Annotated in this window: 17 protein-coding genes and 2 pseudogenes; 11 read left to right on the forward strand and 8 right to left on the reverse strand. The window is 69.5% G+C overall.

The genetic code is table 11. From position 1 onward, the window contains the following. Positions 1 to 323: 323 nt before the first annotated feature. Positions 324 to 1,283 carry an NADP-dependent oxidoreductase gene (locus ACQEXA_RS57100; protein ID WP_433134306.1) on the reverse strand — a complete coding sequence of 320 codons (960 nt, stop codon included), beginning with the start codon at positions 1,281 to 1,283 and terminating at the stop codon, positions 324 to 326. A 24-nt stretch (positions 1,284 to 1,307) separates the two neighbouring features. Further along, positions 1,308 to 1,760 (reverse strand): carboxymuconolactone decarboxylase family protein, encoded by a 453-nt coding sequence (locus ACQEXA_RS57105; protein ID WP_433134308.1) that lies wholly within the window; start codon positions 1,758 to 1,760, stop codon positions 1,308 to 1,310. A gap of 238 nt (positions 1,761 to 1,998) precedes the next feature. Between ACQEXA_RS57105 and ACQEXA_RS57110 the strand changes: the two genes are divergently transcribed. After that, on the forward strand, positions 1,999 to 2,667 hold the full coding sequence (locus ACQEXA_RS57110) for a TetR/AcrR family transcriptional regulator (RefSeq protein WP_432920271.1): 669 nt from the start codon (positions 1,999 to 2,001) through the stop codon (positions 2,665 to 2,667). 87 nt (positions 2,668 to 2,754) lie between these two features. On the opposite strand, the pseudogene ACQEXA_RS57115 reads toward ACQEXA_RS57110, so the two are convergent. After that, positions 2,755 to 3,926: pseudogene (locus ACQEXA_RS57115) on the reverse strand (IS3 family transposase). A 489-nt stretch (positions 3,927 to 4,415) separates the two neighbouring features. Here ACQEXA_RS57115 and ACQEXA_RS57120 point away from each other — a divergent pair. The 7 genes and pseudogenes from ACQEXA_RS57120 to egtD all read left to right on the forward strand — a co-directional run bounded on the left by ACQEXA_RS57120 (position 4,416) and on the right by egtD (position 10,266). Next, the gene (locus tag ACQEXA_RS57120) at positions 4,416 to 5,333 is read left to right on the forward strand and encodes an NADP-dependent oxidoreductase (protein WP_432920269.1); all 918 of its coding nucleotides are present in this window, start codon (positions 4,416 to 4,418) and stop codon (positions 5,331 to 5,333) included. 46 nt (positions 5,334 to 5,379) lie between these two features. After that, positions 5,380 to 5,673 (forward strand): hypothetical protein, encoded by a 294-nt coding sequence (locus ACQEXA_RS57125; protein ID WP_361005080.1) that lies wholly within the window; start codon positions 5,380 to 5,382, stop codon positions 5,671 to 5,673. After that, positions 5,637 to 5,717 (forward strand): annotated as a pseudogene (locus ACQEXA_RS57130) (hypothetical protein); the annotation flags it as partial. The gene ACQEXA_RS57125 and the pseudogene ACQEXA_RS57130, both read left to right, overlap by 37 nt. A gap of 169 nt (positions 5,718 to 5,886) precedes the next feature. Beyond that, complete coding sequence (gene egtA, locus ACQEXA_RS57135) at positions 5,887 to 7,206, forward strand: ergothioneine biosynthesis glutamate--cysteine ligase EgtA (RefSeq protein ID WP_432920266.1); 1,320 nt, start codon at positions 5,887 to 5,889, stop codon at positions 7,204 to 7,206. Further along, positions 7,203 to 8,519, forward strand: coding sequence for an ergothioneine biosynthesis protein EgtB (egtB, locus tag ACQEXA_RS57140; RefSeq protein WP_432920264.1), 1,317 nt, complete (start codon positions 7,203 to 7,205; stop codon positions 8,517 to 8,519). The genes egtA and egtB overlap by 4 nt, the downstream gene beginning before the upstream one ends. Continuing rightward, on the forward strand, positions 8,519 to 9,307 hold the full coding sequence (gene egtC / locus ACQEXA_RS57145; RefSeq protein ID WP_432920262.1) for an ergothioneine biosynthesis protein EgtC: 789 nt from the start codon (positions 8,519 to 8,521) through the stop codon (positions 9,305 to 9,307). The genes egtB and egtC overlap by 1 nt, the downstream gene beginning before the upstream one ends. Beyond that, positions 9,304 to 10,266: an L-histidine N(alpha)-methyltransferase gene (egtD, locus tag ACQEXA_RS57150; RefSeq protein WP_433132875.1), complete on the forward strand. Its 963-nt coding sequence runs from the start codon at positions 9,304 to 9,306 to the stop codon at positions 10,264 to 10,266. Before egtC ends, egtD begins: the two co-directional genes overlap by 4 nt. Before the next feature lie 66 nt (positions 10,267 to 10,332). Here the strand turns inward: egtD and ACQEXA_RS57155 are convergent, their stop codons facing one another. After that, positions 10,333 to 11,424 (reverse strand): integrase core domain-containing protein, encoded by a 1,092-nt coding sequence (locus ACQEXA_RS57155; protein WP_433134310.1) that lies wholly within the window; start codon positions 11,422 to 11,424, stop codon positions 10,333 to 10,335. Between the two features lie 25 nt (positions 11,425 to 11,449). Here ACQEXA_RS57155 and ACQEXA_RS57160 point away from each other — a divergent pair, with 25 nt between their 5' ends. Further along, on the forward strand, positions 11,450 to 12,388 hold the full coding sequence (locus tag ACQEXA_RS57160; protein ID WP_433134311.1) for an IS1380 family transposase: 939 nt from the start codon (positions 11,450 to 11,452) through the stop codon (positions 12,386 to 12,388). Between the two features lie 766 nt (positions 12,389 to 13,154). Here ACQEXA_RS57160 and ACQEXA_RS57165 read toward each other — a convergent pair. Beyond that, the gene (locus ACQEXA_RS57165) at positions 13,155 to 14,552 is read right to left on the reverse strand and encodes an IS1380 family transposase (protein WP_433134313.1); all 1,398 of its coding nucleotides are present in this window, start codon (positions 14,550 to 14,552) and stop codon (positions 13,155 to 13,157) included. Here ACQEXA_RS57165 and ACQEXA_RS57170 point away from each other — a divergent pair. Next, a complete protein-coding gene (locus ACQEXA_RS57170) occupies positions 14,538 to 15,089 on the forward strand; it encodes a hypothetical protein (protein WP_433134315.1) in 552 nt (183 codons plus the stop codon). The genes ACQEXA_RS57165 and ACQEXA_RS57170 overlap by 15 nt on opposite strands. A gap of 496 nt (positions 15,090 to 15,585) precedes the next feature. On the opposite strand, the gene ACQEXA_RS57175 is transcribed toward ACQEXA_RS57170, so the two are convergent. The 3 genes from ACQEXA_RS57175 to ACQEXA_RS57185 form a co-directional block, all read right to left on the reverse strand. Then, a complete protein-coding gene (locus ACQEXA_RS57175; RefSeq protein ID WP_433134317.1) occupies positions 15,586 to 16,149 on the reverse strand; it encodes a hypothetical protein in 564 nt (187 codons plus the stop codon). 319 nt (positions 16,150 to 16,468) lie between these two features. After that, a complete protein-coding gene (locus ACQEXA_RS57180; RefSeq protein WP_361006143.1) occupies positions 16,469 to 16,612 on the reverse strand; it encodes a hypothetical protein in 144 nt (47 codons plus the stop codon). Between the two features lie 514 nt (positions 16,613 to 17,126). Next, positions 17,127 to 17,414: a hypothetical protein gene (locus tag ACQEXA_RS57185; protein WP_432920244.1), complete on the reverse strand. Its 288-nt coding sequence runs from the start codon at positions 17,412 to 17,414 to the stop codon at positions 17,127 to 17,129. Between the two features lie 194 nt (positions 17,415 to 17,608). Here ACQEXA_RS57185 and ACQEXA_RS57190 point away from each other — a divergent pair, with 194 nt between their 5' ends. After that, positions 17,609 to 18,022, forward strand: a complete 414-nt coding sequence (locus ACQEXA_RS57190; RefSeq protein ID WP_432920242.1) for a hypothetical protein — start codon at positions 17,609 to 17,611, stop codon at positions 18,020 to 18,022. The last annotated feature ends 153 nt before the right edge of the window (positions 18,023 to 18,175 follow it).

Consider the following 18,175-nt stretch of genomic DNA (forward strand, 5'->3'; position numbering starts at 1 on the left):
CGCCCTCCTGGGCCGTCACGCCGCAGCCTTTTTCGAGTGCGCGGCGCAGCGGGCCGATGGCCTGGTCCGCGGAAGCCCTGGCTGCTCGCTCTGCGCTGTTGCGCGGGCTTCCCGATCGCGTTGCGCCCGTTGTCCGCCGATGCCCCGGTCTGTGATCGCAGCCGCGCGGACGGCCGTTCCGGGGACCGTGTCCCCGGAGCCCGGAGCCCGACCGGCGGTCGACGCCTCCCCCTGTGGTGTCAACCGTGAACCGGCGCGACCGCCTGATGCGCGCCGCGCCTGGAGGGTACGGCTGCGCACGCGACGGCCCGTCGTGGATGTGCTCAGGTGAGCACGATCTTCTTGCCGCCGGCCTGCCCGGCGGACACCCGGGCGAAAGCGGCCGGCCCTTCACTCAACGGGAGCGCTTCCACGTTCTGCTTCAGCTTCCCTTCCGCGACCGCCTCCGCCAGATGGGTAAGCTGAGCGGCGTCAGGCCGGACGTAGAGGTCCGTGCTGGTGATACCGCGCTCTTCCGTCGGCGCGTCCGAGGTCAGCGACACCAGACGCCCACCGTCCCGCACCTGCGACAGCGCGGCCTGCGCGGTACCACCAGCAGCGATCAGCGCACCATCGAACCCACCACGAACCCGACCCGCCCAATCCGAGTCGTGGTAGTCGACAACCTCCTGCGCACCCAGACCACGCAGGCGCTCAGCAGCTGAAGCGGACGCAGTCACCGTCACCTCGATCCCCCGAGCCGCAGCGATCTGCAACGCCAGCACACCGGTCGCCCCACCACCATTGGTGATCAGAAGCCGCTGTCCGCGGCTGAGCCTCAGCGCCTCCAACGACTGGTACGCCGTGAGCCCGGCAACCGGCAGCGCCCCCGCCTGCACCGGATCCAGCCCCGCCGGGCAGATCGCGGCACTCGCCGCAGTGATCAGCACCCGCTCAGCCCAGAAGCCACTGCCACCGGGCAACGGGGCCTCATGCGCAAGCACCCGGTCACCGACAGCAAAGCCCTCGACGTCAGGACCCACGGCCACAACCCGGCCCATGCCCTCAACACCCAGCGCCGCCGGCGGACGCAGTCCCACATCCCAGCCCGCACCGTTCAGCAGCCGGTCCCACGGGCCTACACCGGCCGTCTCCACTTCCAGCAGAAGCTGACCAGCACCAGGAGCCGGCGGCTCAGGCACCTCCAGGAGGACGACGTCCGCATCGGGTCCGGACACTCCGCTTGCCTTCATGGTTATCCCTTCACTTGGTCCGGCCGACGGTAGGTACAGGTCGGCCGCCATATCTTCACTCTGGGGTTTGGGCGCTCAACTGGGCGTACCGACCGAGCTGGCGGCGGGGATGTCGATGTCGGTCTGGTTGACGTTGTTGAGAAAATTGGTCAGCAGGGCCTGTACTGCGACCGTGACGATCGCCAAGATCTCCGGGTCGGTGTAGCCGGCGCCGCGCACAGCCGCGAGGTCAGCGTCGCTGACTCGCCCGCGGCTCTCGACCACCCGTTGAGTGAAGCGAGCGACTGCGGCGCGCTTGGGGTCGACCGAGCTCCCGGCGCGAGCCAGGTCGATGTCGTCGCTCGACATTCCGCCGAGTTCGGACGATACGTACGTGTGCATCGCCAGGCAGTAACGGCAACCGTTGGCCTCCGAGACCGCGAGCGCGATGGTGTGCCGCGTCTTCGCGTCCAGAACGCGACTCATGGTGCTCTGCAGCGTCACGACTGCGTCAAGTACGGTCGGGTTCGACGCGATGGTCTTGAACATGTTCGGGATGAAGCCGAGCTGTGCGCCGAAGTTGTCGAGGATGCCTCGTGTGCCCGCGGGAACGTCGTCGAGAGAGGGTGTGTTCAGTCGTGACATAGCGGATCAACCTCCGGTAGGTGTGCGAGTAGTCGCCGAGCCCAGGTCAGGCCGAGCATTTTTTGGGCTTAGCGGCCCACTCCTCAGGTTTAGCACCCCCGAGACTGGGCCGTCAAGCCCACTCTGCGGTATCGTGTGACGTATGGAAGCCACGACACGAGCTCGGGTGCCTCACAAGCTCACGGACAAGGGTCAGGCGACGCGTGCCCGGATCCTGGAGCACGCCGCGGAACTCATCTACACCAAGGGTGTCCACGCGACGAACAACGAGCAGCTCCGTCGCGCAGCCGGCGTCAGCGGGTCACAGCTCAACCACTACTTCCCGACCAAGGAGAGTCTCGTCCTGGCTGTGATCGCATGGCAGGCCGATCGCGTCCTCGCATTCCATCGCGGTGAGCGATTCGCCTCCTTTGACGATCTCGACACGTTTCGGGAGTGGGCGGATTTCTACGTCGGCTACGAGCGCGCCTACCAGGAAGGCTGCAGCCTCGGCTCCCTCGCGAGCGAGATCATCAAGACCGACCTTGACGTTCACGATGAGCTCGCGAGTGCGTTCGACCAGTGGCGGGACATTTTCCGCGACGGGCTCCAGCACATGCAGCGACTCGGCCGCATCAGCACTGACGCGGATCCGACGCAGCTGGCCAATCTGCTTCTCTCCGCATTCCAGGGCGGCAGCCTCCTCGCCCAGGTCGCTCGGGACATCACCCCGCTAAAGGACGCGTTGCAGGCGGCCATCGATTACGTGCAGACCTTCGCGACGTCTCCCGAAGTCGACGTACTGCAGGTTCGCCAGCCGCCGACGGTCTGAGACTGCACATCGAACGTGAGAAGGGTCGTGTCCTCTCCGGCGGGCCCAGGCGGCAGGGGCTTCCACCTTGATCGTGGACACCGGCTGTCATGCAGCGATGGCCAGCGTAGTTGATCTCTGTTCGAAGGCGACCGGCGCAAGGTAGCCGATCGTGGGGTGCCTGCGCCGGTGGTTGTAGAACCCGAGCCAGCGGAAGACTGCGAGCCGGGCGACTCGTTCGGTCGGCCAGCCGCGCCGGTCGGGCAGGATCTCCCGCTTGAGCGAGGCGAAGAACGACTCCGCGGCGGCGTTGTCCGCGGAGGTGCCGACCGCTCCATGGACCGGCGGATCCCGGCCCGGTGGCAGGCGTCGGCGAACGCCTTCGACCCGTACTGAGCCCCGTGATCGCTGTGGAAAATGACGTCGTCCACCTGGCCGCCGCGAGTGCGGACGGCCGCGTTGAGCGCGTCGGTGACGAGCTCGGCCCGCATGTGATCGGCCATCGACCAGCCCAGTAGGCGACGGGAGTACACGTCGATGACGGTGGCCAGATACAGGAACTTCCCGCCGACGATGGGCCCATTAGGTGATGTCGCCGATCCAGGTCCGGTTGGGGGCGGATGCGGTGAAGTTGCGCCGTAGCAGATCGGGCACCGGCTGGGCGGCGGGGTCCGGAATGGTGGTCCGGTGCCGGCGTTTCAACCTTCCTCCCTGGATGCCGTGTTGGCGCATGAGTCGTTCGACACGTTTGCGGTTGACGACCACGCCGCCCGCGAGAAGCTCGACGGTGATCCGCTTGGCCCCGTACGTCTTTCCGGACTCTGCGTGGACCTTGCGTATCCGTTGGGTGAGTGCGGCGTCCGCGGCCTGTTTCGCGGCGCGGGCCGGGGCGGTCTTCAGCCACCGGTAGAACCCGGACCTCGACAGGTTCAACACGGTGCACAGCCGCTTCACGCCGTAGGCGCCGCGGTGGTCGGCAACGAACTCGAAGCGGCTCACCAGTTCGTCTCGCCCGCAAAATACTTGGCCGCCCGGCGCAGGATGTCACGTTCCATCTCCACCTCGCGCAGCTGCTGACGCAAAGCCGCGATCTCCGTGTCCTTCGCCGACGCCGCAACCGCCTCGGGCCGCTCGGCCTTCTCCGCCGTCTTGATCCACTGCCGCAGGGTCTCGTGGGTCACACCCAGCTCGGCGGCAACGCGCGAGACGGGCCGGCCCGACGAACGGGCCAACGCCACCGCGTCAGCCCGGAACTCCGCCGAGTACTTGTAGGTCCCCACCTGGGACTCCTCTCCCTGAACTCAAGATCCAGTGTCGGTGTCCACGATCAAGGTGGAGGGCCCCTTCGCATTGCTCGCACTGTCGAACCCCGCCGACCAGCGCCGCAACACGGGATCATCCGCTGATGCTTGTCGAACGGTTCTCTGCCATCCTAATGTGGACGTGAAGGTCCTACTCAGTCGCCTTAAGTAGCGGCGCACCCATCGGGACCACAGGGCGGAGCACGCAGCAGCGAGCAGCGGTTGCAGGACGCAAATGAGAAGCGAGAAACCCAAGCCTGTACAGGCCTTTCCCGTCATGGACGGGGTGGGGCCGACGTCGCGCGCAGATGCATCGCGGCTGTGGCCGGGCAAGGCTCTAACGACGATCGAGCCCGCCGGCCCGGTCTGCCGGGCGATATGACTCCGTACTAATATGGACTTGATCGTCCAGTTGCGACCGGACTGTGCATGCCGCGCAGGCAAAGACTGGATACAGGGAGGTGCCGAATGAAGGCGATTGTTGTGACGGACCAGGCCGCGGGAACGGCCGGGATGATGCTGGAAGAGCGTCCGGAGCCGGAGGCTGCGGGGAACGACGTTCTCGTTGAGGTTCACGCGTCGGGATTCACCCCCGGTGAGCTGACGTGGCCGGGGACCTGGACCGATCGGCTCGGCCGTGACCGGACGCCGTCGATCCCTGGGCACGAGGTTGCAGGGGTGGTCAGCGCTCTTGGCTATGGTACGAGGGGCCTGTCGGTGGGACAGCGGGTGTTCGGGCTCGCAGAGTGGACTCGCGACGGCACCCTGGCGGAGTACGTGGCCATCGAGGCGCGTAACCTCGCGCCGCTTCCAGGGGATGTCGACTTCACCGTGGGCGCGAGCCTGCCGATCTCGGGTCTGACCGCGTGGCAGGGGCTGTTCGTGCACGGCCGCTTCGAGGTGGGGCAGAGCGTCCTCGTGCACGGCGCGGCCGGTGGCGTCGGCTCGATGGTGACGCAACTCGCCTGTGAGGCCGGTGCCTACGTCATCGGCACCGGACGTGCTCCCGACCGACAGACCGCACTCGACTTCGGAGCGAAGGAATTCGTCGACCTCGACAACGAGGCACTGGAAGACATTGGCGGAGTCGATCTGGTCTTCGACGTGATCGGCGGTGACATCGGCAAGCGGTCAGCAGGCCTGGTCCGAGCCGGAGGGAGGCTGGTGACGATCGCCGGCCCGCCCGAGGTGCAGCCGAAGGAAGGCCTGGCGGTCGATTTCGTCGTCGAGGCCGATCGCACGCAGTTGGGTGAGGTCGTCCAGCGGGTCCGGGATGGTCGGTTGCAGACGAACATCGCCCAGGTCGCGGACTTCGACGAGGCCGTTGCCGCTTTCAACCCGACCACGCGGGTCAAGGGGAAGACGATCATCCGCGTTCGCCCGTAAGCACCCGGCGTACCCCCGGACCAGCAAGCAACGAAGGAACACCCCCATGACCGAGCCAACCGAACAGACCCGCTACGCCATCGAGTACCCCAACGGGAAAGGCACCCTCAGTCAGGACCAGGCCGTCCCCATCGACGAGGTGATCGATGATCCCCACGCCCCTGCGTTCGACTTCTACGTCGTCAACGACGAGAAAACCGGCATCTACGAGGCCATCGTCGGCGACACCGAGATCGCCGGCCTGCCCTACAACGTCGCCAGCGACGACCGACTCGTGCTGCTGGCCACCTCAGTGTTCCCCGAGTGCCGCAGACAGGGCAGGGCATCGCCCCCGAGCTGATCCGACGCGTCCTCGACGACGTGCGCACGCAAGGAAAGACGGTCACCAGCATGTGTCCGATCGTGCGCACCTTCATCGAGCACAACCCCGAGTATTCGGAACTCATCGACCCTGAGCACCCGGGGGCGACCACAGGGTCGCACCAGTCCTAAATGATCACCGCTGGTCCATCTGCCCTGGATCGGCCGCGAAGCAGCAACAAGGAGGACTTCCATGGCTTACACAGCCTTGGGGGGCCATACCGATCCCGACTCGTACATCACCGAGTCCGACGCTGAGGCCCTGCTACACGGCATCTGCTTCAAGACCGGACCGCCCCGCTCGCTCGGTGTCGAGGTGGAATGGCTCGTCCACGAGCTGCGGAGACCGTGGCTCCCTGTATCACCCGAACGTCTACGAGCGGCCTACGCCGCACTGCGGTCCCTGCCCCTGAGTTCGGCGCTCACCGTCGAACCCGGCGGCCAGCTGGAGCTCAGCTCAGCTCCGGCCGCCTCCCTGATGGAGTGCATAGGGGCCGTCTCCGCCGACCTCGAGGCGGTCCGCGCGCTGCTGTGTGAGGCCGATATCGGCCTCAGTGGCTACGGCCAGGATCTCTGGAACCCTCCACGCCGCTTCCTTCGTGAGCCGCGCTATGACGCCATGGAGCGGTACCTGGACCGCACCGGCCCCGAGGGTCGTTTCATGATGTGCTCCTCCGCCTCCGTCCAGGTGTGCCTGGACGCCGGATACGAGGAGCCGGGCCCCCTCGGGCACGGGCGGCGTTGGTGGCTGGCGCACCAGCTGGGCGCGGTGTTGGTCGCCGCGTTCGCGCACTCTCCGCTGTCACGCGGCCGGCCCACGGGCTGGCGCTCGACGCGGCAGTTCGTGTGGGCCGCCATGGAACCGGGGCGCAGCAGCGCTGCGCCCCTCGGCGGCGACCCTAGGGTCGCGTGGGCCCGGCATGTGATGGACGCGCCCGTGATGTGCGTCCGGGCCGAGACCGGCCCCTGGCGTGTGCCGGACGGTATGAGTTTCCGGGACTGGACCCGGTCCGCGGACCCGCCGGGCCGCGGTGACCTCGACTACCACCTCACGACGCTGTTTCCTCCGATACGGCCCCGCGGGCATCTTGAATTCCGCATGATCGATGCCCAGCCGGGCGACGACGGATGGATCGTGCCGCTCGCTGTGACGACCGCGCTCTTCGACGATCCGCAGGCCGCCGAGACCGCCTACCGGACGGTGAAACCCCTGGCGGAGCGGGCTGGTTCACTTCCGGCTCCGTGTAATCCGCTGTGGGTCGCCGCCGCCCGCGACGGTCTCAGCGACCCCGAGCTGCACGAGGCCGCCGTCGCCTGTTTCGCGGCCGCGGCCGAGGCGCTGCCCCGGCTCGGCGCCACCGCCCGCGTGCGGCGCCTGGTCGCGGAGTTCACCGACCGCTACGTGGCCCGGGGCCGCTGCCCCGCCGACGATCTGCTGCTCCAGTTCCACGGGAAGGACACCCGTTCCGGCGGGGAGGACACCCGGTTCCACGGGAAGGACATCCGCACATGACCGACGACCGGTCACCGACAGACCCGGAGAAGCTCCGGGAGCGTGTACTGGACGCGCTGACCACGGCCCGCGACCGTACGGCGCTCCTGACCACCTGTGTCGACGAACCCGACCTCATGGCCCAGCACTCACCGCTGATGTCACCGCTGGTGTGGGACCTCGCGCACATAGGCAACCAGGAAGAGCTGTGGCTGCTGCGCACGGTCGCGGGACGCGAGGCCATGCGCCCCGACATCGACGGGATCTACGACGCCTTCGAGCACCCGCGCGCCGCGCGGCCCACCCTCCCGCTGCTGCCGCCCACGCAGGCCCGGCGGTACGCCGCCGAGGTGCGCGGCCGGGCCCTGGACGTGCTGGAGAGCACGCCGTTCGAGGGCCGGCGCCTGACCGAGGCGGGCTTCGCCTTCGGCATGATCGCCCAGCACGAACAGCAGCACGATGAGACGATGCTGATCACCCATCAGCTCCGCCGCGGGCCGGGGGCGCTGACCGCACCCGATCCGGAGCCGGTGGCGCCGTACGACGGTCCCTGCGAAGTCCTCGTGCCCGGCGGACCGTTCACGATGGGCACCTCGACCGAGCCATGGGCACTGGACAACGAACGGCCCGCGCACGAGCGTCTGGTCCCCGGCTTCTACATCGATGCCACCCCGGTCACGAACGCCGCCTACCAGGCGTTCATCGAGGACGGAGGGTACGGCGAAGAGCGCTGGTGGACCCCTGAGGGGTGGGCGCACATCCGCACCAACAACCTCGAGGCCCCGCTGTACTGGCGGCGCGAGGGCGGGCAGTGGCTGCGGCGACGCTTGGGGACCACCGAGGTGGTGCCGCCCGACGAGCCCGTCCTGCACGTGTGCTGGTACGAGGCGGACGCGTATGCGCGCTGGGCGGGGCGCCGGCTGCCCACCGAGACGGAGTGGGAGAAGGCGGCGCGCCACGACCCGGACACCGGCCGGTCCCGCCGCTACCCGTGGGGGGACGCCGACCCGGGGCCCGAGCACGCCAACCTCGGCCAGCGTCATCTGCGTCCGGCGCCGGCCGGCAGCTATCCGGCGGGCGCCTCACCGCTCGGCGTACGGCAGTTGATCGGCGACGTGTGGGAGTGGACGGCGAGCGACTTCCTGCCGTACCCGGGGTTCACCGCGTTCCCGTACAAGGAGTACTCGGAGGTCTTCTTCGGGCCCGAGTACAAGGTGCTGCGCGGCGGTTCGTTCGCCGTGGACCAGGTGGCCTGCCGCGGCACGTTCCGCAACTGGGACTATCCGATCCGGCGGCAGATCTTCTCCGGATTCCGTACGGCGAGGGATGCCTGATGTGTCGTCATCTGGCTTTTCTCGGCGCTGAGGAGCCCCTCGGCCGGATACTCATGGAGCCTAAGCACAGCCTCTACCGGCAGTCGTGGGCGCCGCGCAGGCAGCGCTATGGAACGGTCAACGCCGACGGCTTCGGGGTCGGTTGGTACGCCGCCGGCGATCCGGTGCCGGCCCGGTACCGCCGGATGGGACCCATCTGGAGCGACCCGTCCTTCGCCGATCTGGCGCGGGTCGTGCGCTCCGGCGCGTTCCTGGCCGCCGTACGCGACGCCACCGAAGGGTGTGCCGCAGGGGAGGCCGCCGCCGCCCCGTTCGCCGCGGGCCGCTGGCTGTTCAGCCACAACGGGGCCGTCACCGACTGGCCCCGTTCGGTCGCGGACCTCACCCGCACCCTGCCGCCCGCCGAGTTGCTGTCGCTGGAGGCGCGCACCGACTCCGCGCTGGTCTGGGCGCTCGTGCTGAACCGGCTGCGCACCGGCGACGAGGCGGGACAGGCGCTGGCCGACACCGTGCTGGAGATCGGCGAGGCGGCCCCCGGCTCCCGGCTCAACCTGCTGCTCACCAACGGGGAGACGATCGCCGCCACCGCATGGGGGGACACGCTCTGGTACCTGGCCGAGCCCGGCCGCACCGTCGTGGCCTCCGAGCCCTACGACGACGACCCGCAATGGCAGGAGGTGCCCGACCGCACACTGCTCGCGGCCACGCGCACCGACGTCCTGCTCACCCCTCTCAAGGATCTCCGCGACGACATGGCATCCGTACCACGCGAGGAGCCGAGCACGTGAGCCCGTTCCATCTCACCCGCACCCTTCCCGAGGACGCCACAGACGCCGCGCTGCGCGCCGATGTGCTCCACGGCCTCACCCGCATGCCCAAGACACTGCCGCCGAAGTGGTTCTACGACGCTCACGGCAGCAACCTGTTCGAAAAGATCACCGAACTGCCCGAGTACTACCCCACGCGCGCCGAGCGCGAGATCCTGATCGACCGCGCCGGGGAGATCGCGTCCGCGACCGGCGCCCGCACGCTGGTGGAGCTGGGCTCCGGCTCGTCCGAGAAGACCCGGTACCTGCTGGACGCGCTGACCGGCCTCGACACCTATGTGCCGGTGGATGTGAGCGAGAGCGCGCTCACCCAGGCCGGCCATGCGCTGATCGCCGAACGGCCCGGACTGAACGTCCACGCGCTCATCGCCGACTTCACCGCCGGCCTGGAGCTGCCGGACACACCCGGGCCGCGCCTGGTGGCGTTCCTGGGCGGCACGATCGGCAACCTGGTGCCGGACGAGCGGGCGGCGTTCCTGACGTCCGTACGCTCGCTCCTGGCGCCCAAAGACGCGCTGCTGCTCGGCACCGACCTGGTCAAGGACGAGTCGGTGCTGGTGGCGGCGTACGACGACGCGGCCGGGGTGACGGCCGAGTTCAACAAGAACGTGCTGACCGTCGTCAACCGTGAGCTGGGGGCCGACTTCGACCCCGGCGCGTTCGCCCATGTGGCCCTGTGGGACCCCGAGAACGAGTGGATCGAGATGCGGCTGCGGGCGCTCAGGGCGCAGACCGTGAAGGTCCCCACCCTCGACCTGGCGGTGGACTTCATACGCGGCGAGGAAATGCGCACCGAGGTGTCGGCGAAGTTCCGCAAGGACGGCATACGTCATGAACTCGCCGCAGCGAGACTGGCGTTGACCCACTGGTGGACGGACACGGACGGGAGGTTCGCGCTGTCGCTGAGCGTGACCCGCTGACCGAGCCGCGCGGAGGGGACAGCTCACCCTTCGCACCGCCGCCAGCGGTGCGAAGGGAACCCGCTACTACGTGCTGCCGGGCGGTGGCATGGCCGTGCGCACCGCGACACCACCGCCACCAGCACCTACTGCTTCGAGATCCCCGCCCAGCACGGCACCAACGGTCTGCAGCTCGACTCCACCGCCCAGATCCCGGGCCCGATGGGGCCGATGCGTGTTGTGGTGCTTCTTGTAGGTGGCCAAGACCTGTCGTGTGTGGGCCTCGCCCATGGTGAGGACGTGATCGAGGGCCTCACGCCGGATGCTACTGATGATCCTCTCGCAGTGGGCATTCATCCGCGGCGCTCGCGGCGCGCTCTTGAGGATCTCCATCTCTTCGGCTGCGAGTGCCGCGTCGAAGGCCTCGCCGTACGTGTCATCGCGGTGGTGCAGCAGGAACCGCAGTGACTCCAAGCGCGTGCCCAGGTCGGCGGCGAGATTTCGTGCCTGTTGGACGGCCCAGGCCCGGGTCGGGTGGGCGGTGACGCCGGTGATATGCAGCCGGCGGGTGCCGTGCTCGAGGAACGCCAGCGCGTACAGCCTGCTGCCCAGCGCGGTGTCGATGTGCAGGAAGTCGCAGGCGATGATCCCTTCGGCCTGGGTGGTGAGGAACTCGCGCCAGGTGGGGCCGGAGCGGCGTGGGGCCGGGTCGACGCCCGCGGCGTGGAGGATTTCCCAGACCGTGGAGGCGGCGATGGGGTGGCCGAGCCGGGCCGGCTCGCCCTGGATCCTCCTGTGCCCCCACCTGGAGTTCTCCCGTGCCAGACGAAGGATGAGCTTCCTGATCGCCTCCCTGGTTGGCGGTCGTCCGGTTCGCGAGCGCCGCCCGCTGTAGTCCCACTTGGCGGCGATGTGCCGGCGGTGCCAGGTCAGGAGCGTGCCGGGGGTGACCGGGAAGACCGTGCGCCAAGGCGGCCGGGGTATCTGCGCGGACAGCGCCGCGAACCAGAACAGGTCCGCGGGCTCGTAGCGGACCGGGCCCTTCAACTGCCGACGCAGTACCGCGTTCTCGTGCCGTAGCACGAGCAGCTCGGCGTCCTTGGAGGTGTTGCGGCGCAGCAGCACCGCCGGTACGGACAGAAGCTTCCGGGTCACCTTGTACACCAGCGAAACGATCACGCAGAGATGGTGCCAGCGGACCAGCGTGCTGAGGGCCGGCGCGACGGGAGAGCTGTTCAACGCCACCCGTGCTCCCTCGACGGTGGGTACCTGGTTGAGGTCGTTCCGCTGGCACAACATCCGCCAACTCGACGCGGTGTCCCGGGAACTGCTCGCCCGATTGTGGGCAGCCGGCGGCGGGCCGAAGGACCTTGCCGGTCCATTGACCATCGATCTGGACTCCACCATCGTCCCGGTCTACGGACGCGGCAAGCAGGGTGCGGCCTTCGGCTACACCAAGGTCCGCGGCTACCACCCGCAGCTGGCCACCTGCCCCGAGACTGGCCAGGTTCTGTTCTGCCGTCTGCGCGGCGGCAACGCCGGGGCAGCCCGCGGCGCCAAGTCCTTCCTGACCGAGACCGTCAGCCGAGTCCGACACGCCGGAGCAGCGGGCCCTCTCAGCGTCCGTGCCGACTCCGCGTTCTACTCCCAAGCCGTGCTGCTGACCGCCCGCACGCTGGATGTCCGCTTCTCGATCACCGTCCGGCAGGACCCCAAGATCAAGGCAGCCATCGCCGCGATACCCGAGGACGCCTGGAGGCCGATCCCGTACTGGTTGTCCACCCCGGAGGTCTCCGGCGCAGACGTCGCCGAGACCACCTACACCTGCTTCGCGCACACCAAGACCCCACTCACGGTCCGGCTGATCGTCCGCCGGGTCCGCCCCACTCCCGGCTCACAACTGGCCCTGTTCACCAGCTACGACCACCACGCGTTCGTCACCGACCGCCAAGGCGACGTGGTGAAGATGGAGGCCGACCACCGGCGGCATGCGGTGGTCGAGCAGACCATCGCCGAACTCAAATCCGCCGGTCTGGCCCACCTGCCCTCGGGGCGCTTCACGGCCAATGCCGCCTGGCTCGCGCTCGCCGTCATGGCCACAACCTCGGACACGCCATCGGCATCCTCGCAGGTCACGAGCTGACCCGAGCCACAGCCACCACCCTGAAACGGACCCTGTTCACCGTCCCAGGCCGCCTGGTCCACACCGCTCGGCGACTGCGGCTACGACTTCCCGAGCGATGGCCCTGGGCCGAGGCATACACCAAGGCCCTCCAGACCATCACCGCACTGCCCCAACGATGCTGAACACCAACCCCGCCCCTACGACCCGAGGACCTTGGAGAGGCCGGCAGACCGGCGGATCCCGCATGCCCTCAAAGCCCACAACAAGGCCGCGGAAGCAACCATCACCAACCGCCGACAACTCAGCGGCTCTCCGGTGGATCCGGGCTTAGTCAGGACTGCTGGCGGGCGTGCCCGCTGCGTGCCCGTTCGGTGAGAACGCAGCGGGAACTCACGAGGAACGGCGGCGCCAACCTCGCACCGGACCAGGTCAGGGAGTCGCCAGTCAGCGGCCATCCGCATACGGCGCCTTCCAAACTACCGGTAGTGGGGGGTGTGAGCGCGCTGCCGCGCGTGATCGAACACGCGGGCGCAAGGTGGGCTCGTGGAGTACCCCGCGCCGCTCGCCCTGGCCGAGTCCGTGACCTCCCCACCTACGGGGTCGGGATGGTGGGCGGAGCCTAAGCCTTGATCCACCGACGTGGCCTGGAATGGATCTTCTGACCGGTTTTTGAGCGGGTTTCGGGTCGGTGTCTGTGTCTGGGCAGGTGGTATCCGCTGGTCTGCTCAGCTTTTCCACGGTTCGGTTCCGGTCGGGCCCTGGCGGGCGGGGTGGGCAGGGACTGTCAGCCGGGTTCGGGCGGGGCGTGGACGGTGTCGAAGAGGTGTGTCCAGGCGTGCTGCCAGCGCCAGTTGTGCGGGAGGTGCAGGGTGATGCGCCGGGCGGAGCGGGCGAGGCGGGCCGGGACGTGGATCAGGTGGGCGCGGAGGGTGGCGGTGGTGGCCTTGGCGTGGAAGGCGGAGGTCAGTGCGCCGGTGGCCCGCAGCAGGTTGTAGGCCATGGCCCACAGGGTCAGCCAGGCGGCGTTGGCGTGGAAGTGCGCGGACGGCAGGTGGGCCATGGCAGAGGCTTTGCTGTCGGCGATGACCTGCTCGATGACGGCGTGGTGGCGGTGTTCCCGCTCCGCCTGGAGCGTCGGAGCGGGGTTGTCGGTGAAGAACGGGTGGTAGCGCCAGGCGGGGAAGAGCTCGCCCTGCTCGGCGATGGTGGCGGGTTTGGCCAGGTCGCGGACCCGGCGCACGATCAGCCGGGCGGTGACCCGCTCCGTCTTCTTGCGGCTGGCGAACGCGGTGTAGGCGGGTATCTCGGCGACTTCGGCGTCCGAGATGAGTTCCCCCGTCTCGGGGTCGGGCACCGCGGTCGGGTAGGTGATCTGCCGCCATGCCTGGTCGGGGATGGCGAGGATGGCCCGCTTGATGGAGGGGTTCATGCCGGCGGTGATCGAGAAGTGGGCGCCGGCCCGGCGGCAGGCGGCGATCACCCCGGCGTTGTAGAACTGGGAGTCCGCCCGCAGGACGCGCAGGCCGGTGCAGCCGGCCTCCGCGGCGGTAGCCAGGGCCTCACTGACGAACTTCGGGGCGCCGCGGGAGTCGGCTGCCTTGCCACGGCGCATCCGCACCCCGGCGATCACCGGCCGGGACTGTGGAGTGCAGATCGTGGCCAGCAGTGGGTGCAGGGTGCGGATGCCCTTGAACCGGCCGTACTCGGCGCCCTGCTTGGTGCGGCCGTATACGCGTTTGTGGGTGGAGTCGACATCGATGAACGCCATCTGGTCGGCCCCGGGCAGCAGTGGGGTATGCGCGGCCAGCGCACCCAGGAACCTCCTGTGTACGGCGTGGAGTTGGAGGGCATGGCCGTGGGTGAACGCGCGCAGGAAAGTGCCAAGCGTGGAGGGGGCACGAATGCCGCCGAACATGGTCGGCATCGCACCGTGCCGCAGGACGTCGAGGTCGTCGATGCTGTCCGCACCCACGACCATGCCGGCCACAATGCTGGTGACCTTCGCGTCCGCCGCCGCACCCGCGCCGTTCGTCACCCCGGTCAACTTGACCTTCTCCGTCACCAGTCGCGGCAGACCACACCGCTCGGCCAGCCGCATCACCGGGACCAGCCCGGCATACGCGATCAGATTCGGGTCATCGAACGCAGCGGAGACCGCCGCTGGCGTATGGGAAACTTGCATCTCGGAAGTGCCTTGCTGATTGTGCGTGCTGGAAGCGTGAAGAACTCCCATCATCGCAGGTCACAAGGCACTTCTTCATTTTCCCAAGCGTCATCCACAGGCATCGGTCGGTGGATCGAGGCTAAGTTCGACGGTCACCGGGTGGCCATCTGGCGTCTGCCAGACACGGTGCGCCTGCACACCCGAGCCGGACGCGACGTCACGAGCCAGTGGATGGACCTGGCCGTCCCCGCCATGGAACTCCGCGCCGCCACGGTCCTCGACGGTGAGGCAGTTGTGTACGTCGGCGGCCGCGTCGACTTCTCTGCCGCGCAGTCCCGCAGCGCCTCACGCCCGGCCCGTGCTCGAGCGCTCGCCCAGCTCCACCCCGCCTCGTATGCGGCGTTCGACGTCCTGCAGCATCCTGACCACGGCGACGCCCGCCACCTGTCCTACCTACAAAGACGCGCGCTGCTCCGCGAGCTCCTCGAGGGCCTGGGGCCGCCCCTGCAGGCCGTGCCCGCGACCAATGACCGGGACGTCGCAGCCTTCTGGTAAGAGGTCCTGCGGGATCGGGGCATCGAGGGCCTGGTGTGGAAGCACGAGGCGGGCCCGTACCGCGGCAACCGGCGCATCTGACGGAAGCAGCGGCACGCGGACACCGTCGACGGGGTCGTCGTTGGCTTCACCGGCCCGCAAGCCCGCCCGCACGCCCTGGCCGTACGACTCCCCGACGGAAGCGTCGCCCTGTCACAGTGGCTGACGAGCGTCCCCGCCACGCGCATCGGTGAGCGGCTGGCCGGCTCGAGCGCGGCCAGGCATGGCCGAACCCTCGAGGGGGATCTCTACCAGGTGCTCGCCGTGGACGGGCCGGTCGTTGAGGTGCTGGCGGGGAGCACCAGGCACGGGGTGGTCACCGTGGTCCGGACACGGTGACGGCTCCTTGGAGGGGCCCCGCACCGCGGGTGACGGGGCCCCTCGAGTGGCGCGCCGGTCCATGTGAGGGGCACGGACCAGACGCGCCACCAGACCAAACGAAGCAGCCGCGCCCGCGTCACACGCGGCTGGTCTCCTGGGCGGCAGCGGCCCGCGCCTTGTCCATGGCGACGGCGAACTCCGCGTCGCGCCTTCGCCGCTGGTAGATCGCCGCTTGGGTGACCCCTACGGCGGCCGCGGCCGCGAGGACCGTCGTCTCGGGCTGGCTCAGCGCCTGCAGGAACCGGGCCACCCGTTCCGTGGTGAGGCGGGTCATCCCCGTGTACCCGAACGGCGCGGCCGCCGCGGAGACCGCGTCGCAGGCCTGCGCGAACGCGGGATCGTCACCGCGCCATGAACCCGGGTGCCCGGAGCCCAAGATCAGCTGCGCCCGGCCCGGCGGCACGCCGAGCGCCAGGAGCCGCAGGTACTCGGCCCGCGCGACCCTGGCACGCTCGTCGCCCGTCTCGGGGTCCCGGCCGGCCAGGGCGATCGTCAGCCTGGTGTCGGTGCGCGCCCTGGCCCACACCGCGGACAACTCCAGGCCCAGGATGGTTGCCGCGGCGTCCACGCTCTGACCGGTCCGGAGCGCGGTCACGAGCTGGTCGGTCTGGCTGTCGCTGAGCGGGGCGGAGTCGGTCATGCCCGCACCTTACGGGCGGACACCGACATGCGGACGCCGACATGAGGTACGCCCCGGACGTCAGGTGACGGCCGGGGCACGGGTGGGTGTGTCCAGGTGCCAGGCTACGGGCCCTGCGTGCCTCCGGCACCTCCGGAGCCGCTCGAGCATTCGGGATCGAACATGTTGCACGGGCTGGACGGGGCGGGACCGGTCGGCACGTCGCTCGGGGTCGCGGTCGGGGTCGGGGTCGGGGTCGGGGTCGGGACCGCGCTGGTCGGCGCAGGCGGCGTCGGCGACGGAGACGAGGGCTTCGATGGGGTGGTCGTCGGCGTACGCGTCACGGTCGACCGCGGGCCGGGGGTGCCGCCCACCCCCGTGTCGACGATGCCCCGCCCATCAGGACGCCGACGGCGAACGCCACGGCGACCGCGGCCACCAGGACCACGAGGCCACGACGGGACAGTCCGAGCTTGCTCAGCATCGGGAGGGTCCTTCCGGTCAGTTGGGTGATGACCGGCGGAGCGTGCACGCCCGGCGCAGCTTGTGGCGCGCCGTGGCGGCCGCCCTACGAGGTGCGCGGGGCGTTCCCCCTGGTTCGGCCACGTGTACTCGCTTCCGGCCTCGCTGAACCCGCAGTGCGCGCCCAGGTGGTCGACGCCGCGGTGGCACTTGGCCACGCCGTCGTGCTTGGTCTCGTACGCGTTCCCGCAGCGCCGTAGCGGGTCGCCGTCGGGGCCGATCCACAGAGGGCCGGAGACGTCGGCGACGGGCCGGGCGGAGGTCACCTCGGCGACGTCCTCGCCGGGCGGCGTCTCCAGGACGTCGGCGACCCGTTGGAGTTGCTGTGTGGTGGCCTCGAGGGCGGTGGCGACGCGTGCGAATTGCCGCGTCATCCCCTCGAGGGCACGGGTGATGGCCTTGGCGTCAACGCTGGGTTGGGTGCTCATCGGCTGGTCCCTTCCCGCGTCACTTCGACAGGCGCACGGGCGGCGCCTTCACGACCGGGCCTTCACCGCGGGAGCCTTCGGCGCGGCCGAAACCTTCGCCACGGGAGCCTTCGCGGCCGGGGCCTTCGGGGTCTTCGCCGACTGCCGGGTGCTGCCGTGCCAGGCACTCGACGAATTGTTGGTACCCGCGGCGCCCGTGCCACTGTGGCTGGTTCCGTGGAGGGTGCACGGCCGCGGACCGGTCGGGACGTAGTCGCCCGCCGCGGTGCGCGTGGCCGGCCAGCTCGCCGCCCCGTCGTCGTCGAGGGCGCGGCCCACCGCGCAGCCGAGGAGCACCAGGGCGAAGACGACGATCCAAGCGCAAACGGCCAGGATCAGGGTGGGGGAGCGGCGGTCGATTCGGGGTTACACGGCGTCACCTTTCAGGCGGAGAGAGGTTGAGGCCGCGGATGCTCGAGGGCTGGAAGGCTGGAAGGCCTTGCGTCGCTCCTACTGCCTGACCTGCGGCGCGGCCGCTTACGGTCGAGGGCATGGACACTATCCCGGAGCCGGCCCGCCCGTGGCGCCCGGAGGACGGGCGGCAACCCGTGGTGTGGACCTGGCCCAGGAGCGACCCCCCAGCACTGTGGGTGCGATCGGGCGGCGCGTGGCGGTACGCGACAGTCATGGCGCGGCAGGACTGGGCGGACGGCTCGGTCGTCTACCTCCAGCGCGCCGGCACCCCGCTCACGCAGGGCGTCCGCGACGAGGCGGGCGCGCTCCTGGTTCATCCCGCAGTCCGCGATGTTCTTCGCGAGCTCGTCCGCGGCACGAGGCTTGTGCCAGTGAGCGAGAGCGGTCAGCTCAGCGCGCGGCCAGGAACAGCCAATGATGGCAGCCATCCGGTCAGCCGCCACGGCTTTGCCGGACCGCTCGTTTTCCGACTTGGGATCGTCCGGGTGTGACAGCAGCGATTCGACAGCTGCCCAGGCGCCCGCGACGGCCGGGGCCAGCGGCCCTCGGTTGACGGCGGCCGCCAGTTCGAGAGCGTCGTCGATGCGGCTACGACGCCCGGCGACCTTGTACAGATGTCCCTCATTCACGAGGGTGAGGACGTC

Origin of the sequence: Streptomyces sp. CA-106110 (assembly GCF_050936285.1) — a bacterium.
Lineage (GTDB): Bacteria > Actinomycetota > Actinomycetes > Streptomycetales > Streptomycetaceae > Streptomyces.

Bases quoted from the DNA above. Each gene is read 5' to 3' on its own strand.
- egtB (WP_432920264.1), top strand. From the start codon at position 7,203: ATGACCGACGACCGGTCACCGACAGACCCGGAGAAGCTCCGGGAGCGT.
- ACQEXA_RS57175 (WP_433134317.1), bottom strand. From the start codon at position 16,149: ATGACCGACTCCGCCCCGCTCAGCGACAGCCAGACCGACCAGCTCGTG.
- egtA (WP_432920266.1), top strand. From the start codon at position 5,887: ATGGCTTACACAGCCTTGGGGGGCCATACCGATCCCGACTCGTACATC.
- ACQEXA_RS57165 (WP_433134313.1), bottom strand. From the start codon at position 14,552: ATGCAAGTTTCCCATACGCCAGCGGCGGTCTCCGCTGCGTTCGATGAC.
- ACQEXA_RS57110 (WP_432920271.1), top strand. From the start codon at position 1,999: ATGGAAGCCACGACACGAGCTCGGGTGCCTCACAAGCTCACGGACAAG.
- ACQEXA_RS57100 (WP_433134306.1), bottom strand. From the start codon at position 1,283: ATGGCGGCCGACCTGTACCTACCGTCGGCCGGACCAAGTGAAGGGATA.
- ACQEXA_RS57180 (WP_361006143.1), bottom strand. From the start codon at position 16,612: ATGCTGAGCAAGCTCGGACTGTCCCGTCGTGGCCTCGTGGTCCTGGTG.
- ACQEXA_RS57125 (WP_361005080.1), top strand. From the start codon at position 5,380: ATGACCGAGCCAACCGAACAGACCCGCTACGCCATCGAGTACCCCAAC.
- ACQEXA_RS57105 (WP_433134308.1), bottom strand. From the start codon at position 1,760: ATGTTCAAGACCATCGCGTCGAACCCGACCGTACTTGACGCAGTCGTG.
- egtC (WP_432920262.1), top strand. From the start codon at position 8,519: ATGTGTCGTCATCTGGCTTTTCTCGGCGCTGAGGAGCCCCTCGGCCGG.
- ACQEXA_RS57170 (WP_433134315.1), top strand. From the start codon at position 14,538: ATGGGAAACTTGCATCTCGGAAGTGCCTTGCTGATTGTGCGTGCTGGA.
- ACQEXA_RS57120 (WP_432920269.1), top strand. From the start codon at position 4,416: ATGAAGGCGATTGTTGTGACGGACCAGGCCGCGGGAACGGCCGGGATG.
- ACQEXA_RS57190 (WP_432920242.1), top strand. From the start codon at position 17,609: ATGGACACTATCCCGGAGCCGGCCCGCCCGTGGCGCCCGGAGGACGGG.